This is a genomic window from Agarivorans sp. 1_MG-2023 (genome assembly GCF_030548385.1).
Taxonomy (GTDB): Bacteria; Pseudomonadota; Gammaproteobacteria; order Enterobacterales; family Celerinatantimonadaceae; genus Agarivorans.
In genome coordinates this window covers 386912-403157 of sequence record NZ_JAUOSJ010000001.1, presented here as the reverse complement: position 1 = coordinate 403157, position 16246 = coordinate 386912, and the positions used below count along the sequence as shown (strand labels likewise).

General features: G+C 44.0%; 13 protein-coding genes. 7 read left to right on the top strand and 6 right to left on the bottom strand.

Annotated features, from left to right (window positions below; translation table 11 throughout):
- Position 1: 1 nt before the first annotated feature.
- From Q4592_RS01550 to Q4592_RS01530, 5 genes are read left to right on the top strand one after another with little or no spacing between them, the layout of a single operon-like run.
- A complete protein-coding gene (locus tag Q4592_RS01550; RefSeq protein ID WP_303508889.1) occupies positions 2-2125 on the top strand; it encodes a type I secretion system permease/ATPase in 2124 nt (707 codons plus the stop codon).
- Positions 2118-3437, top strand: a complete 1320-nt coding sequence (locus Q4592_RS01545) for an HlyD family type I secretion periplasmic adaptor subunit (protein ID WP_303508886.1) — start codon at positions 2118-2120, stop codon at positions 3435-3437. The genes Q4592_RS01550 and Q4592_RS01545 overlap by 8 nt, the downstream gene beginning before the upstream one ends.
- 16 nt (positions 3438-3453) lie before the next feature.
- Entirely contained in the window at positions 3454-4767 is a 1314-nt protein-coding gene (locus Q4592_RS01540) for a TolC family outer membrane protein (RefSeq protein WP_303508884.1), read from the top strand.
- Positions 4764-5369 carry an OmpA family protein gene (locus tag Q4592_RS01535; protein ID WP_303508881.1) on the top strand — a complete coding sequence of 202 codons (606 nt, stop codon included), beginning with the start codon at positions 4764-4766 and terminating at the stop codon, positions 5367-5369. The genes Q4592_RS01540 and Q4592_RS01535 overlap by 4 nt, the downstream gene beginning before the upstream one ends.
- Positions 5366-6274, top strand: coding sequence for a PstS family phosphate ABC transporter substrate-binding protein (locus tag Q4592_RS01530; RefSeq protein WP_303508878.1), 909 nt, complete (start codon positions 5366-5368; stop codon positions 6272-6274). The genes Q4592_RS01535 and Q4592_RS01530 overlap by 4 nt, the downstream gene beginning before the upstream one ends.
- Before the next feature lie 96 nt (positions 6275-6370).
- Here Q4592_RS01530 and Q4592_RS01525 read toward each other — a convergent pair whose 3' ends face one another.
- The 4 genes from Q4592_RS01525 to Q4592_RS01510 all read right to left on the bottom strand — a co-directional run bounded on the left by Q4592_RS01525 (position 6371) and on the right by Q4592_RS01510 (position 11029).
- Complete coding sequence (locus Q4592_RS01525) at positions 6371-6679, bottom strand: hypothetical protein (RefSeq protein WP_303508876.1); 309 nt, start codon at positions 6677-6679, stop codon at positions 6371-6373.
- A gap of 51 nt (positions 6680-6730) precedes the next feature.
- Entirely contained in the window at positions 6731-8089 is a 1359-nt protein-coding gene (locus Q4592_RS01520) for a voltage-gated chloride channel family protein (protein WP_137673275.1), read from the bottom strand.
- A gap of 183 nt (positions 8090-8272) precedes the next feature.
- Positions 8273-9553, bottom strand: coding sequence for a 4-aminobutyrate--2-oxoglutarate transaminase (gene gabT, locus Q4592_RS01515; protein ID WP_303508872.1), 1281 nt, complete (start codon positions 9551-9553; stop codon positions 8273-8275).
- 18 nt (positions 9554-9571) lie between these two features.
- Complete coding sequence (locus tag Q4592_RS01510) at positions 9572-11029, bottom strand: NAD-dependent succinate-semialdehyde dehydrogenase (RefSeq protein ID WP_303508869.1); 1458 nt, start codon at positions 11027-11029, stop codon at positions 9572-9574.
- A 106-nt stretch (positions 11030-11135) separates the two neighbouring features.
- Here Q4592_RS01510 and Q4592_RS01505 point away from each other — a divergent pair, with 106 nt between their 5' ends.
- Positions 11136-12071, top strand: coding sequence for a LysR family transcriptional regulator (locus tag Q4592_RS01505; protein ID WP_303508867.1), 936 nt, complete (start codon positions 11136-11138; stop codon positions 12069-12071).
- An 8-nt stretch (positions 12072-12079) separates the two neighbouring features.
- Here the strand turns inward: Q4592_RS01505 and Q4592_RS01500 are convergent, their stop codons facing one another.
- Both Q4592_RS01500 and cobO read right to left on the bottom strand, forming a co-directional pair.
- The gene (locus Q4592_RS01500; protein WP_303508864.1) at positions 12080-13369 is read right to left on the bottom strand and encodes a serine dehydratase subunit alpha family protein; all 1290 of its coding nucleotides are present in this window, start codon (positions 13367-13369) and stop codon (positions 12080-12082) included.
- Between the two features lie 192 nt (positions 13370-13561).
- On the bottom strand, positions 13562-14158 hold the full coding sequence (cobO, locus tag Q4592_RS01495; protein ID WP_303508862.1) for a cob(I)yrinic acid a,c-diamide adenosyltransferase: 597 nt from the start codon (positions 14156-14158) through the stop codon (positions 13562-13564).
- Positions 14159-14290: 132 nt separating this feature from the next.
- Between cobO and Q4592_RS01490 the strand changes: the two genes are divergently transcribed.
- On the top strand, positions 14291-16216 hold the full coding sequence (locus tag Q4592_RS01490; RefSeq protein WP_303508860.1) for an exoribonuclease II: 1926 nt from the start codon (positions 14291-14293) through the stop codon (positions 16214-16216).
- Positions 16217-16246: the final 30 nt, after the last annotated feature.

Sequence of the window (16246 nt, the reverse complement as noted above, 5' to 3'; positions counted from 1 at the left end):
TATGGAACAGCAGGACGCCTGGTTAGACAGCATTGAATGGATGTGTCGCCATTTCGGTCAAAGCTTTAATCGCTTAACCCTATTACGTGGTCTTCCTTTGGAAAATGGACAGCTAAATGCTGATCTTTTCGCTCGTGCGTGTCAACAAACAGGCCTAAAAGCGGTTCCAGTAAAACTAGAACAAACCCAACAATTTAGTGGCGTATTGGTAGCCCTAGATAAACAACAACAGTTACGGATGGTGACCGAAATCGACCAACATATGGTTAATTATCAGTTTTCCAACAAAAATGCAGCTTGCCAACAAAGCTTAAAGAACTTTAAAGCAGAAGTCTCACAACAGCTTTGGCTCATCAGCCCTACAATCGCCAAAGACACAAGGGTGGAACAGTTACACGATACCAAACAGCAACACTGGGTAACACAAGCACTCAATGAGGTAAAACCTTGGTTTAGAGACTTACTCTTAGCGTCAGTATTTATCAATTTACTGGCGATGGTTGTGCCGCTTTTCACTATGAATGTTTATGATCGAGTGGTGCCTAATCAGGCGTTCAACACTTTGTGGACATTAGCAATAGGGGTAAGCGTAGCGCTGCTTTTTGATTGGTTGTTGCGTAAAGCGCGCAGCAATATTACCGACATGGCCGGCAAGCAAATAGATAACAAGCTTTCCGCAAGCATTATGCAAAAAGTGCTAGGCATGAGCTTAGAGAATAAACCTCAATCAGTAGGGGCGTTTTCTCGACAAATACAAGACTTTGACAGTGTGCGCGAGTTCTTTACTTCAATAACCCTTGTCACCTTAGTCGACCTCCCCTTTACCTTGTTTTTCTTAGTGCTAATTGCCTGGCTAGGTGGGCCAATGGTGTTTGTCCCGTTAGGCGTATTAATTGGATTGCTCAGTTTTAGTTTACTGATGAAAGCAAAGATCGCGGCCAGCATGGAGCAAAGCGCTAAGTTGTCAACTCAACGGCAAGCTGAGTTATTTGAAACCCTATCTAGTTTAACTGAAGTAAAACAATTCAACGCCGAAGGTGCTAGCCAACGAACTTGGGAGCAAACCACCAGCCAAATGAGTGACTGGCAAATACGCTCTAGGCACCTAAGTAACTTAGTGAGCCATTCAATCGTTACCAGCCAACAAGTCGTCACTATTGGCTTGGTAGTCATCGGTGTATACCGCATTTCTGAAGGGCTTTTAAGCATGGGTGGTTTAATTGCCATTGTAATGTTGAGTGGTCGCGCAGCTGGTGCCATTAACCAGCTCTCCATGCTCATTTTACGCTACCAACAATGCCGCTCTGCTATTCAAGGCTTAGAGCAAGTCATGGAATTACCTCAAGAACACAAGCCTGAGCAAATTATTCAGCCCGGCAGTTTCAAAGGAAAATTGGTGTTTGATAAAGTCAGCTTTTGTTACCCAGAGCAAAACTTCAATGCGCTAAGCAATATTGAACTACAAGTGATGCCGGGCGAGCGACTGGGCATAATAGGTAGTGCTGGATCGGGGAAATCAAGCCTGATTTCTTTAATTGCTGGCCAATATTCTCCCACTAGTGGGCAAATACTTTATCAAGATATTGATTCGTCGATGTGGCCTCCAATCGTACTACGCCAACAAATAGGCTGGTTAGGACAAGATGCTCATTTGGTATTCGGTAGTGTTATACAAAACATACTGTTAGGGGAATCTGAATTAGATGAACAAAAACTCGCATCAGCCATTAGCCAATCTGGTCTTCAAACCCACCTTGAACGTTTAAGTAATGGTCTCGAGAGCCAAGTAGGTGAACGCGGAATGTTGTTATCGGGCGGACAGCGCCAAGCGGTAGCACTAGCCCGAGCTTTATATAGACACCCCAAACTGCTGCTGTTAGACGAGCCGGTAAGCTCCTTGGATAACAATAATCAAAGTTTGATAAAGCAAAGCTTAAGCAAGCTACCGCGTGATATGACAATGGTAATAAGTTCCCACCAACAAAGCTTATTGAGTATTTGCGACCGAATCATTGTACTAGAAAGAGGACATTTGGTCGCTAATGACAAGGCTTCGGTAATATTGGGACTTCAATCCAAGAAACGTCATTCCGTGAGTGTGGTGAGAGAGGCGAAACATGACTAGTCAACTAGCCTGGCAACAGCAACGCTTAGCCCAACAATCTCGCCTCATTGTATGGCTCTGCGTTGGACTGATAATTAGCCTAATTGTATGGGCAACTTTAGCCACCTTAGATGAAGTAGTCGTAGGCGATGGCAAAGTCGTTCCCTCTTCCGCCATCAGTAAAATTCAAAGTTTAGAGGGTGGAATTGTTAAACAGCTATATGTAGAAGTGGGTGATCAGGTGAGTCAAGGTCAGACTCTACTATCCCTGGAAGATACTCGATTTAGAGCAGCATTTTTGGAAAGTGAACAACAGCGAAGTACCCTGCTCGCTCAAGAAACCAGACTTATTGCAGAACTTGCTAGCGTAAGCATAAATACCAGCCCGAATGATTGGACACAGCAAGTAACAGTGAGTCCTAAACCACTTGAGTTTATAAACCAAAATCATCGTGCACAAACCAATTCGAGCGCGAACTTTGCACAACGGATCCGCCAGCTAAATGCGCAACTCGAAGAAGCAACTTTAAGTGTCGAGCAGCATCAACAAGCGCTAAACGATGCCATAGGTAATCAACAAACCCTGCAACATAGCCTAGTGGTGGTAGAGCAAGAAATATCGATGTTGGAAGATGTTGTCGCCAGCGGCGCCGTAGCAAAAGTTGAATTGCTTAAGCTACAGCGCGACAAAATTCAGCTTAATGGGGATATTACTAGCGCTCAACTAATGGCAAGCAAACTTCGAGCGGCCATTAATGAAGCCATTTTAGAGCGAAGAAACATTGCCGTTGAGTTTAGAACTAAAGCACAGGCTCAGCTAAATGAGGTATCGGCCAAGTTAGCGCAGTTAGATGAAAGCCAACGAGCAGTAGCCGACCAACTTAATCGAACCAAACTCACCTCGCCTATTGAGGGCACAGTAAAAGACATACTAGTGCGGTCGATTGGCGGCGTGATTCGCCCCGGCGAAGCGATTATGGAAATTGTCCCGCAAGATAGCCGGCTCATTATAGAAACCAAAATTGCACCTAAAGATATCGGATTTATCCACGAAGGCTTGCCGGCGATGGTGAAGTTTACTGCGTTTGACTTTGTGGTGTATGGCGGACAAAAAGGCACCGTTAGCTACGTAAGCCCCGACGCCTTACAAGATAAAGATGGTAGTACCTATTACAGGGCGCACATTCTACTCAATCAAACAGCTAATCCTAACTTGCAGGTAATCCCAGGCATGCAAGCCATGGTAGACATATTAACCGGGGAAAAATCAGTATTGAGCTATTGGCTTAAACCCTTACTCAGGGCTAAAGCTAGTGCTCTTCGTGAACCTTAACGGATGAGGAGAAGGAATGCGTTCATCTGTAATAATTGCCGCTACTTGGCTACTAAGTGTAAATGCAACTGCATTATCCATCGAAGAATCAGTCGCTTATGCCATTGACTACAGCCCTGATGTGGCCGGCCAATATGCCCGCTTTCAATCAGTATTACGAGATGTAGATGGCGCTCAAGCAGACTACCTTCCGCAACTGAATGTATATGCTTCAGCGGGTTACGAAGACACCTACTATAACAGTGGTGTACAAGTCCCTAGTGACGAGCGCAATTTAAATCGAACTGAAGTTGGTATAAAAGCCTCTCAGTTAATCTTCGACGGTTTAAAAACCAACGCCAATATCTCGCGTTTAAGTTACGAAGCTGAGTCAGAACGCTTGCTGCTTTTGTCTGACGCTGAAAACGTCGCCTTAGATGTGATTAGAGTGTATTTGAACACCCTTAAAGCACAAACGGTATTAGAGCTTAGCCAACGAAACGTGCTAGAGCACCAAGAGATTTATAACGATATTCTAGAACGTACCCAAAATGGTTTAAGCAGTAATTCCGATTTAGCCCAAATATCAGCGCGAGTGGCCACATCTAAAAGCTCTACGATAGCCGCCACTAATAATCTTTACGATCTACAAGCTCAGTATTCGCGGTTGGTGGGTCGACTTCCCGAAGACTTAGTAAAGCCACAATTTGACTATCAATTAATACCTAACAATAAAGAACTAGCCATACAGCAAGGAATTGATACCCATCCAGAGATTCAATCTGCGATGGCAGATATTGAAGCCGCTCATCAAGAAACTCGCCGTGAACGTGGCAACTATTACCCAGAGTTTAACCTTGAAGCTGTAGCCAACAGAAATGACAACGTTGGTGGTATTCGTGGACCCGACCGCGACGCGCGAATAATGCTAACAATGAGCTACGACATTTTTAGTGGTGGGCGTACCACCGCGAATACGGAAGCCGCGGCTTGGCGCAGTGAGCAAGCAAGAACCACTCGAATACGTGCCCAACGCGAAGTAGTTGAAGGCACAACATTGGCTTGGCATGCGTATGAATTACTCGCCCAACAAAAGCAATTACTTCAAGTAAATGTAGATGCAGCCAAAGCCGCTGAGCTGGGTTACGTAGAACAATTTAATGTGGGGAGGCGAAGTTTGCTTGATGTGCTTGATGCCAAGGTGGAAGTATTCTTAGCCCGCAAAAACTATATTGAAACGGACTACGAACACACCCTTGCAGCCTATCGAATATTAAATGCGATGGGTCGCTTAACCTACGCATTGAGAGTTGAATACCCTGAGCAATGGCAAACGGAGGCTAAACAATGAGCATTAAAAATACCATTCTCATGACGGTTTGTTTGCTGGTTATAGCCTGCGCCAAGCAACCAGATACTCAAGTCACTCGCCATCAAATCGACGATCTTAGAGATCATGACAATGATGGGGTTATCAATCAACGCGACAAATGCAGGGAAACCCCTTCCGGTACATTGATAGATAACAATGGCTGCGCTATTTGGCTAAGTGAACAATCCTTTGCCATTCATAGCGTGTTATTTGACTTAGATAAGTCCGAGATTAGAAATGATCAACAAGAGCAGATAAAGCACTTAACGCTAACTTTACAGCAAAACCCGCAACTACAAGTGACACTGATAGGTGATACAAGTAGTGAAGGCAACGAAACCTACAATCATCAGCTTGCTAAACAACGCACCGATGCAATTACCCTAGCCTTAACAAAACAAGGCGTTGATAAGCAGCGAATACTAATACAAGAGTATTACCAAGATACTGATTACACTCATCAGCTGAAACAGCGGAAACGACGAGTCATTGCAGTTCTTAAAGAACAGCAGTTACAGGCTCAAACGCAGTGGACTATTTATAGTTCTGAAGAGGCAACATTGCGAGGAGTTGAACAATGAAGCTAATCCACAGTTTTCTTTGGTTCACCATGCTGTTTACTTACTTAGCGCAAGCAGATACCCAGCAGCGTATTTTAGTTGAACACGAACTTGTAGAACCCGTGATCGAGTTGATAAAAAGCGCTGAACTCGCTGAGCAATTAGGCATTATAAAAACCACCACCGTAAGCCAAAGCTTTATTGACGGAAAAGGTCGCGTAGGTATTAGTTCTCAGCGATGGTTAGACAGTGACATGGCGGAGTTTGTTAAACGTTATGGTTATCAACCAGTTGAGTTGTTTTTTAGCTCCGACGCTGCTGCCATACTGGTGCATCGAGACAATCCAATAAACGCTATCGATATGGCTTCTTTAGAGCAAATATTTGCCTGCCAAACAGAGGCTACCACGCTAAATTGGAACACTATAAATACCAGTTATGCTAATAGCCCTATTCAACGCTATGCGGTTAGTGAAGAGCTAGATCAACATCGAAAGTTTAACGAATTAGTAGCCTGTAGCGATGGCAAACAAAATGCCGCAATTCAAGTCAGCACATCGCAACTCCTGAGCACACTGGATAAACAAATCGATGCGATTGCTTACACGCTTTACCAAAATAATTTTGACCAAGCAAAAGCACTACAGTTAATCGATAAGCAAGGCGACTATTTCGATTTAAATCACGAGACCATATTGTCGGGTCGCTACCCTTTGGCCAATGTTTACTATATGTATCTTAACGTAGCGCCCAACGGCAACTACTCTCATTCGTCATATAGACAGTTTGTTCAGTACGTACAAACAGATGATGCCCAACAGCGAATGCTTAAGTACGGCTTTATCCCGTTACCAGAAGAGGCTTTACACCGAAATCTGGTGACATTACAGCAAACCAGTCCAGAAATAGCTGGAGGCTATAAATAGCCAATAGTAAAGGCGGCATTGCCGCCTTTACTATTAGAATCCTATTCATATCTTGGATGTTGGTTTAAGGAGACCAAATGGTCGTTGATAAAGTCACTAATCAGGGTAGATAACTTTGTTCCACTCAGGAATTGGCGTGTTGTAAGGGTTAATTCTCCACGGTCTTGGCTTAGTTTTTTGCTTAATAACTTTGCAATATAAACTTAAATCATGGGTTCTATAACCCTCTGCCAGCTTGAAGTTTTCTTGTTTATCTTCAATCTCCATCCACACAATATCTGGACCTGCAGAAAGTTGACAGCGTATAGGTTGATCAGAATTGGAGGTTACCGTGGCTTTTAACTCGTTCCCTTCTAAGTTGGTAGTCAGGTTTCCAGGGTAAGCAAACACAATAGTCGGGCTCAAACAAAGAGCCGCAGAAATTATTATGGTTTTCTTACTGACTGAAAAGCCCATCTACTTTTTCCGCTTTTTTAGCCACTGCACTAGCTTATTATTAGCCATTCTAATTTCACCTAAGGTTTTTTCATGAGCGGCAAAATTAGTCGATTTAGGTACCGCCACACGTTGTGATGAGTATATTCCGGTGTGTCCACTAAAATAGTAAGCAACAAAACAAGCCACAGCAAAATACAACAAGTGGTCTGAGCCGAAAAGTTCAACCCCCATAATGGTACAAGCCAAAGGTGTGTTGGTAGCCGCCGCAAATACTGCGATGAAGCCAATTGCCGCAAATAAATCAACAGGAGCGCCCATTATCCAGGCCAAAGTATTACCCAGAGTGGCACCGATAAAGAACAACGGTGTTACTTCTCCCCCTTTAAAACCTGCGGCTAACGTAATAGCAGTGAGTAATAATTTGAGCATCCAGCTATACCACTCTGCACCGCCCTCATTAAAGGCGCTAATAATACTTACGCCGCCCTCACGATAACTATTAACCCCCAAACCTATATAGTCCTGGTTACCAATTAGCTTAACAATACAGACTACAATTACTCCACCAACGATTGCGATCAAGTAAGGGTTTTTGATGGTGTGTTTGAAGATGTCTTTAAACATAAACACCGACTCGCCAAATAGGTATCCAACAATACCAAAAGCGATGGAGGCAACGAGTACTTTACCTAACATAAGTAAATCAACATGAACCACATGTTCAAACAGCATTACATGCTCTAGGAAATCTATTTTGTATTGAGTATGCGGCGTGCCCCAGGCAGTACACACTACATCGGCTAAAATAGCCGCAAATAAGGCGGGTATGACGGAATCAAATCTTATTCTTCCTACAGCCAGAACCTCTAACGCAAAAATAGTGGCTGCCAAGGGAGTGCTAAACAACGCAGAAAAACCAGCGGCCACCCCGGCACTTAACAAAATTTGGTAGTCGCGACCGGTTAGCTTAAACATCTTTCCGTAGGCAGCACTACAAGCACCGCCAATTTGAACCGCGGTGCCTTCACGCCCAGCTGAGCCACCAAATAAGTGGGTGACTACCGTAGATATAAGCACCAACGGGGCCATACGGGCGGGGATACCCGCTCCAGGCTGATGGATTTCATCAATGATTAAGTTATTACCAGATTCGGAGTTTTTGCCAAAACGGCGATAGATAAACACCACCACCACACCAGCAATAGGCAAAAAGTACAACAAGTAAGGATTGTCTGCGCGAGTATGGCTGGCGTAATCTAACAACCATAAAAACAGCGCGTTTAGTGAACCAACCACCAAAGCCAGTGGTATTAGCAATAGTAGCCAACGTAATAGTACAAACAAGGAGCTAGGGCTATTGGGTAACGGGCTTGGCATTAGAATTCCTTTGCAGCATATGGCCGTGCGGCTTTTCGTCAAAACAAGAAACTACCGTAACGCTGCTTGTTTTATTATTACTTAAAGTAACAACATAGCGAAGCTAAGCTAAGTTGTATAGTTTTGCGGAAACAAAAAAGCGAACCGAAAAGGTTCGCTAAGTACTTGTTTAATAACTTTGACTTAATCAGCTAAGTCAGTAAATACCTGTTTAAATTGCTGCATACCCTCAGCAATAATGTCATCTTCAATCGTTAATGCTGGCAAAAACCTAATCACATTGCCGTAAAAACCACAGGCCAACAAAATCAGTCCATACTCAGGGGCTTTGGCAATGAGTTGCTGAGTAAGCGCAGTATTTGGCAGATTCGCATTCCCTTCTGTCACTAATTCAATGGCGATCATCGCACCCGAAATTCTCACTTCAGCGATCAAATCAGGAAACTGCTTTTGTAACTGATTCAAGTACTCGCCAAACTGCACTCCTATTTGCTGTGCCCTCTCCACTAGTTTGTCTTTTTCAATTAAATCAAGCACAGCTAAGGCCGCTGCACACGCGACAGGCGACCCACCATAGGTTCCGCCTAGCCCACCGGGTAACGGTGCATCCATTAATGCACTTTTACCTACCACTGCCGATAAGGGGAACCCTCCAGCAATACCTTTAGCCATCGTGATTAAATCAGGCTCGATCCCAGCCTCTTCACAGGCAAACATTTTACCGGTACGGCCAAACCCCGTTTGAATCTCATCAACTATCAGTACAATCCCTTGCTCATCGCATAATTTACGTAGCGCTTGCAACAAAGACTTAGGCGCAGGGTAAAAACCGCCCTCTCCTTGAATCGGCTCGATGATAATGGCGGCCACATCTTGTACCGCGATATCTACTTTAAACAAGCTATTCAAGGCGACTAAGCTTTGTTCAGTGCTTTGACCATGTAGCTTTGTGGGAAAAGGCACATGGTAAATATCTCCTGTAAAGGGGCCAAATAGGTGTTTGTAGGGCGTAATTTTACCGGTTAATGCCATGGTGAGATTAGTACGACCATGAAAGCCACCATTAAAGGCCACTACACCTCTGCGCCCAGTGGCTGCACGGGCAATTTTTACCGCATTCTCTACAGCCTCTGCGCCAGTGGTCACAAACATAGCCTTTTTGTCACTTGAGCCAGGCGCAAGTTCCACCAACTTTTCAGCTAATGCCACGGCACTTTCGTATGGGTTCACCATCACACAGGTATGGCTGAACTTATCGAGCTGATCCTTTACTGCTTCAACCACTTTAGGGTGACTATGGCCAGTATTACAAACTGCAATCCCGGTACCAAAATCTATATAACGGCGACCTTCCACATCCCATACTTCAGCGTTTAAGGCACGTTCAACATAAACAGGGTAAATATTGCCTTGCCCTCTCGCGAATACTTTTTGTTTTCTTTGTTGTAGTTGTTGATTGTTCATTAGCAATATCCCTATTTTCTAAGCGTTTAAGCCGCCCATACACAAATACTTAATTTCGGTGTAATCATCTAAACCGTATTGCGAGCCTTCACGACCACTTCCCGATTGCTTTACCCCGCCAAAGGGTGCTGCTGCGTTGGAAATAATCCCTTCATTCACGCCTACCATGCCAAACTCGAGGGCCTCGCCTACTCGCCACACCCGCCCGATATCTCTGGTATAGAAATAGGCCGCTAAGCCATACTCAGTATCGTTAGCTAACTGGATAACCTCAGCTTCATCGTCAAACACTATCAGCGGCGCTACCGGGCCAAATATTTCATTTCTGGCGATAGGCATATCGTTAGTCACATCAGTCATGATAGTTGGTTGATAAAAATGGCTACCAGCATGATGAGCTTCACCACCACTAAGGATTTTGGCACCAGCAGACACCGAATCAGTCACCAATTCATGAACATTATTTTTGGCTTGCTCACTAATCATTGGGCCAATCACTACATCATTAGCTAAGCCATTACCTACGGGTAATTGGGCTAATGCAGCAGCCAGTTTTTCGGCAAATACTTTATAAACACCTCTTTGTACAAAGAATCGATTTGCGCAAACACAGGTTTGCCCGGCGTTTCGATATTTCGATGCCAAAGCCCCCTGTACAGCAGCGTCTATGTCTGCATCATCAAACACTATGAACGGGGCGTTACCACCGAGTTCCATAGATACTTTTTTAACACTACCAGCGCACTGAGCAATAAGCTGTTTGCCAACAGCAGTAGAGCCCGTAAAGGTAAATTTTGCCACGTCGGTGCTTTCGGTCAGTATTTTTCCCATACCTCGAGCGTCTTCACCCACTACAACATTAAACACACCAGCCGGAATACCGGCTTGGTGGGCTAATTCAGCCATCGCTAAGGCAGACAAAGGCGTTAGTTGCGCAGGCCTAACCACAAAAGTACATCCTGCAGCTAATGCAGCCGCGGCTTTACGCGCGATCATTGCGTTAGGAAAGTTCCAAGGAGTTACCGCAGCCACAACCCCTACCGCTTGCTTAATCACTAAGATACGTTTATCTGACGCGGGGCCTGGAATTATATCGCCATAACAGCGTTTTCCTTCTTCGGCAAACCAATCAAGGAATGCCGCGCCGTAAGCTATCTCTCCTTTTGCTTCGGCTAAAGGCTTACCTTGCTCTTGTGTCAAAATTAGCGCTAGATCATCTTGGTGCTCTAACATTAACTGGTACCAACGCCTAAGCAATGTGCCTCGCTCGTTAGCAGATTTGCTGCTCCAAGCCTTAAAGGCCGACTTAGCCGCTTCAATAGCGAGTACAGTTCCATCTATACCGGCATCATCAACCAAAGCAATAGTCTGTTGGTTAGCGGGGTTATGCACAGCAAACTGCTTGGTAGAAGCGTGCCACTGTCCATTGATGTAAGACTGCATTTTTAACAAAGCACGATGTTTGATAGCTTCCATTGCGTGATTCTCTATAGCGACTCAGACCGTTAACACTTATTGAATACCAATTAAAAACAATGTTAAATATCAAACAATAAAACTTTAGTTTGAACTAGGTAAAACTATGTTAGACCCAATCAACGGTAAGCAATTAAGTGAATACGACCTACGTTTATTAAGAGTGTTTAAAGCAGTTGTCGAACATGGTGGTTTTGCAGCCGCCGAAGGGTTTTTAGGCATTACACGCTCAACAATCAGCGTACATATGTCGAGTTTAGAAAGTAGGATGAACTTAAAGCTATGTGTACGTGGGCGCAGTGGGTTTGCGTTAACTGAGCGCGGCCAAGTGGTCTACCAGGCGTGTTTAAAACTATTTGCATCGATACAAGAGTTTGGCTCGTTAGTTGACAACTTAGGCAAAACCTTAAGCGGTGAACTGATTATCTTGTATTCAGATTTGTTAGATAGAAGCAGCATTATTAACCTTGGAAAAGCTATTGCGGCTATCAAACTAAAGGCGCCACGGTTGTGTGTTTCGCTAAACATGGATACCGTCGCTAATATCGAATCAGCGTTAATCAACAATACAGCCCATATTGGTTTTTACCCAGCCTACCGAAGTATTGATGGCCTACAAAGTGAAGTGGTATTTAGTGAAACTATCTATTTATGTGCCAGCCAGCACTCTCCTTTATATCACCTGAGTGATACCGACATTGACCCGAGCATATTGAGTCAATACTCCGCCATTCACCCTGGCATTGAGTTAAACCCTAAAGGCCGCAAGCAACTGCAACAGTTAAACTTTGGCGCCAAAGGCTACCAATTTGATAGCCGCTTGGCCTTAATATTATCTGGTGCTTATATCGGGTATTTACCTAAAAGTGAAGTTAAACCCTACCTAGACAATCAAGACATTAGATTGATTAATGCCACGGAGTATTGCTACCCCTTTGAGTTGAGCTTGGTACACAAGGTTAACCCTAACGATAAAGAAAAGGTGCAATTGGCTATGTCTGAGCTTTCTCTAGTGTTTAACCATCAGCAGAGTAAGCATTAAACTCTTTGTTAACCAACTTGCTTGTGCTGCATGGTAGCAATAATAGCTTCATCGGTAGACAACATAGCAGTTTTAGACATAAGGCCCAGCTGAGTAATACTGTCGTCAGCCGACTCAAAAACAATGCCTTGCTGAGAAGACACACAGCGGCCCGCAACAGCGAGTATCGCCGATTTAACTGCGCTACTTGCACCGGTTGATACCTTCATGGCACAACCTGCTTTTGCTCCATCACAAAACACACCTGACACATCACCAATCATAGAATTGATAGCCCGATGGATAGCCGCTAAGTCACCTTTTAGTAACCAAGTAAGTGCTGCGGTAGAACCCATTGCGGCCGTGGTAGCAGCACATAGTGCAGATAGTTTATTTTGCTTAGACTTAACATAAATGGCGACTAAATGGCTAAGCATTAGCGCGCGTACGTATTGATCATCGTTTAGATCGCGTAACTCAGCAAAGGCAACAATTGGCATAGTTGCAGATATACCCTGATTCCCACTTCCAGAATTGCTCATCGCAGCTTGATGAGCGCCGCCCATGCGCGCATCTGACGCCGCGGCGCCCAAACGCATTGCTCGTCCGAGTAAGTCATCGCTTAGTAGGCCCAGATCCATTTGGCTTTGTAAACTAGCACCTAGCCCTAGGCCAAAGTTGCCGCTTAAACCCGTATCGGCGAGGGCTTTATTTAACTCTGCCGCGCGTTTAATGAAGCTTATGTCAGCTAAGGGAACCGAGGTTATAAATGCCAAAATATCGGCAATCGTTAAGCTTAAGCTCTGCTCGCTAGTTGAGCTCGTGCATTGTACATTCTCTGCTTGGTAAACAAGGTCACCATTCACTACCATATATTCGAAACGGGTATGCGCTTTAGCAATGCACACTTCTACATGCTTATCAGCCAAACTCGCGTCTACCACGGTGTAAAGTACATCGTCATTGCTAACCATCGTCACCGACACACGCTTTTCGTCTAAAAGCTGATTTGCCCTAATCAAGCCTTGGTCACTGATAGTTGCAAGAACCTCTAAACCTTTATCTGCATCGCCTGCAGTAGCACCAACTGCTGCGGCAATAGGCAAACCGGCTTTACCAGTACCAGGTACAAATACCCCCATGCCATTTTTATATAAGTTGGGAGTAACCTTAATGGTGAGATGATCGGGAACCCCACCCAGTAATTCGCTCGCCTTAGCGCTCGCTAAAGCAACAGTAACGGGCTCGGTGCAACCTAATGCCGGTACCACTTCCTTTTGTACTAGGTCTATATACTGTTGCCACTGATTTACCATCATGAATTCTCGGTGATTTAAGATACTTATATGATATTTTTAGTGGCTTAGAAAATGTTGGCGTTTTTGGCTATGACTAGGCAAATAAAGGAATTGTTTTTCAAAAATAATCTAAAACTGGCGATATATTTCTAACTTTACTTTGAAATAAGAAATCAAGCCCCAGGAAAAGGGCTTGAGGAGGAAGACCAATAACTACCAATCCACGCCTTTTCTAGCTTTAATACCAGACTCAAAAGCATGTTTAACGTTTTTAACTTCCGACACAGTATCCGCCAGTTCTATCACTTTACGATGGCAAGCGCGTCCAGTAACCACTACAGACTGTTCTTTAGGGCGTTGCTCAATGGCTGCAACCACTTCATCTACGTCTAAATAATCGTAACTCAACATGTATGTTATCTCGTCTAATAACACCAAATAAATAGACGGATCGGCTAACCACTGCTTACAACGTTGCCACACTTCTTGCGCAGCTTGAGTATCCAATTCTCGATTTTGAGTTTCCCAAGTAAAACCTGTAGCCATAACAGCGAATTCAACACCATTCTTTTCTAGCAAGTTTCGCTCACCACACTCCCAGCCGCCTTTAATAAACTGCGCGGCAACAGCCTTATAACCATGGCCAGTTGCACGCGCAACGTTGCCGAAGCCAGCGGTTGATTTACCTTTACCGTTTCCGGTTATGACTAGCAGCAAGCCTTTTTCGATTTGCGCATCCTCTACCTTTGCATCGACGCTAGCTTTTAGCTTTTCCTGGCGTTGCTGGTGTTTCTCTTGATCTTTACTCATCCCTGCTCTTCACTTATTACCCATTTGTTGGCAAGTGTAGCCTGAGCTAAAGCCAATAAACCAGTACTGTTTCTCTAGAATAGCTATAAACCTTTGGGTATAGTGCTTTCACGATAAATGATGGAAGCCTTTATGTTTAAAGATAACCCTCTATTAGCCCAATTGAAGCAGCAAATTAGAGAGACGATTCCAACTGTTGAAGGTGTGGTTAAAGCCACCGAAAAAAACTTTGGATTCCTTCAAACAGATAATAAAAAAAGCTACTTCATCTCTCCCCCTATGATGAAGAGGCTAATTCATGGCGACCGTATTAGCGCGGTCATTCGTGAAAACAGTGGTAAAGAATCAGCTGAACCAGAAGAGCTAGTCGACGCAGCGCTTGATACCTTTGTAGCGCGCGTAACTTTTGTAGACAAGCGAACCAAACTACAGGTAGATCACCCTCTAATAAACCAAGCCTTGAATGCCAAAGTTAAAAAAGACAGTGGTTTCTCAATCAAACAAGGCGATTGGGTGATGGCTAAGCTGCTGAAACATGCACTTAAAGACGACTATTTCCAAGCTGAAATCGTAGAGTTTATTGCAGAAAGTGACGATAATTTTGCCCGCTGGAAAGCGACCACGCTTAAACACCAGCTCGCATGGGATCAGCCAGAATTTGCTGGTGACTTAAACATCATTGATCCAAACATTGAGCGTAAAGATTTACTTAATGAATTGTTTTTTACTATTGATGGTGAAAGCACTCTAGACATGGATGACGCTGTATCAATCAAACGCGATGCAGACCATTGGACGCTAAAAGTAGCTATCGCCGACCCTAGCGCATATTTAGAAGAGCAAGGTGAGATTGAAAAAGCCGCTGTAAAACGTGCTTTTACTCTCTATCTCCCAGCCCGCACTGTGCCGATGATGCCAAGTAAACTGGCCAATGAGCGCTGCTCATTACTTGCTGAACAGCAGCGGCCGGCATTAGTTTGCGAAATGAAGATTGGTTTTAATGGCGAGCTACTTAACAATGCCAACTTCTATTTAGCTAATGTACAGTCTAAGCACAGACTTAACTACAATCAGGTTTCAGATTTTATAGAGCAGACGAATCTAGAGCTTGCCCAGTATAAAGAACTCGCTACCGCTCTTCAGCAACTGGATTTAATGAGCCAGCAACGTTACCAATGGCGTGAACAGAATACTTCGGTTTTTGGAGACCAAGCAGATTACGAGTTTGTTTTGGATAACAAAGGCCAAGTGATGGACATTTTGCGCCAGAATCGTCGTAGCGCCAATCGCATGATTGAAGAATCAATGGTTGCTGCGAACATATGCGGTGGGCGTTTCTTGGATGAAAATTTAGGTCGCGGTGTATTTGCTAGCCATTCAGGCTTTAAAGAAGAAAAACTAGACAGCTTAGTTGAACTACTTGGCAAATTTGAAATATCGGTAGAGCGAGATAAGCTCAATGATCTAGAGTACTTCTGTCAGTTGCGTCGTAACATTATTGCTAGCGGCAACAAAACCTTAGACCAATTAGTTAAACGACATTTCAATTTTAGTATTTACAGTGAAACTTGCTTGCCTCACTTTGGTTTAGGTGAAGCAAAGTACGCCACTTGGACCTCTCCAATCCGCAAATACAGCGATCTACTTAATCATCGCTTAATTAAGTCGGTACTTAACGGAGAAACGCCAAACTCACCGTTGTCTGAATCATTAGCTGAACATTTAAGCGACTGCAGAAAGCGCCAACGTTTTGCCGAACGTGAAATGGCCACTTATTTATACTGTGAGTATTTTGCTGAACAAGATCCAAACATTGGCTTAGAGGCGGAAGTGACCAATATTAATCGCGGTGGTTTAAACATTCGATTGTTAGCCAGCGGCGCGTCGGCATTTGTTCCTAAAACAAAGCTTGCAGACAAAACTGAAGACTTAAGCATTGAAAGCGAGTTAGGCACTATCACTACCAAAGATAAGCAGTTTAGTCTTGGTGATATCATTGAAGTAAAAATCACTGAAGTGAAAAAGCTACAGCAATCAATAGTAGCTAGCCCGGTTTAATCCAAGCAATATCTAAAACTAAAAAAGCCA

Excerpts from the sequence above, each read along its gene's own strand:
- Q4592_RS01550 (WP_303508889.1), top strand. The coding sequence starts at position 2 with ATGGAACAGCAGGACGCCTGGTTAGACAGCATTGAATGGATGTGTCGC.
- Q4592_RS01545 (WP_303508886.1), top strand. The coding sequence starts at position 2,118 with ATGACTAGTCAACTAGCCTGGCAACAGCAACGCTTAGCCCAACAATCT.
- Q4592_RS01540 (WP_303508884.1), top strand. The coding sequence starts at position 3,454 with ATGCGTTCATCTGTAATAATTGCCGCTACTTGGCTACTAAGTGTAAAT.
- Q4592_RS01535 (WP_303508881.1), top strand. The coding sequence starts at position 4,764 with ATGAGCATTAAAAATACCATTCTCATGACGGTTTGTTTGCTGGTTATA.
- Q4592_RS01530 (WP_303508878.1), top strand. The coding sequence starts at position 5,366 with ATGAAGCTAATCCACAGTTTTCTTTGGTTCACCATGCTGTTTACTTAC.
- Q4592_RS01520 (WP_137673275.1), bottom strand. The coding sequence starts at position 8,089 with ATGCCAAGCCCGTTACCCAATAGCCCTAGCTCCTTGTTTGTACTATTA.
- gabT (WP_303508872.1), bottom strand. The coding sequence starts at position 9,553 with ATGAACAATCAACAACTACAACAAAGAAAACAAAAAGTATTCGCGAGA.
- Q4592_RS01510 (WP_303508869.1), bottom strand. The coding sequence starts at position 11,029 with ATGGAAGCTATCAAACATCGTGCTTTGTTAAAAATGCAGTCTTACATC.
- Q4592_RS01505 (WP_303508867.1), top strand. The coding sequence starts at position 11,136 with ATGTTAGACCCAATCAACGGTAAGCAATTAAGTGAATACGACCTACGT.
- Q4592_RS01500 (WP_303508864.1), bottom strand. The coding sequence starts at position 13,369 with ATGATGGTAAATCAGTGGCAACAGTATATAGACCTAGTACAAAAGGAA.
- cobO (WP_303508862.1), bottom strand. The coding sequence starts at position 14,158 with ATGAGTAAAGATCAAGAGAAACACCAGCAACGCCAGGAAAAGCTAAAA.
- Q4592_RS01490 (WP_303508860.1), top strand. The coding sequence starts at position 14,291 with ATGTTTAAAGATAACCCTCTATTAGCCCAATTGAAGCAGCAAATTAGA.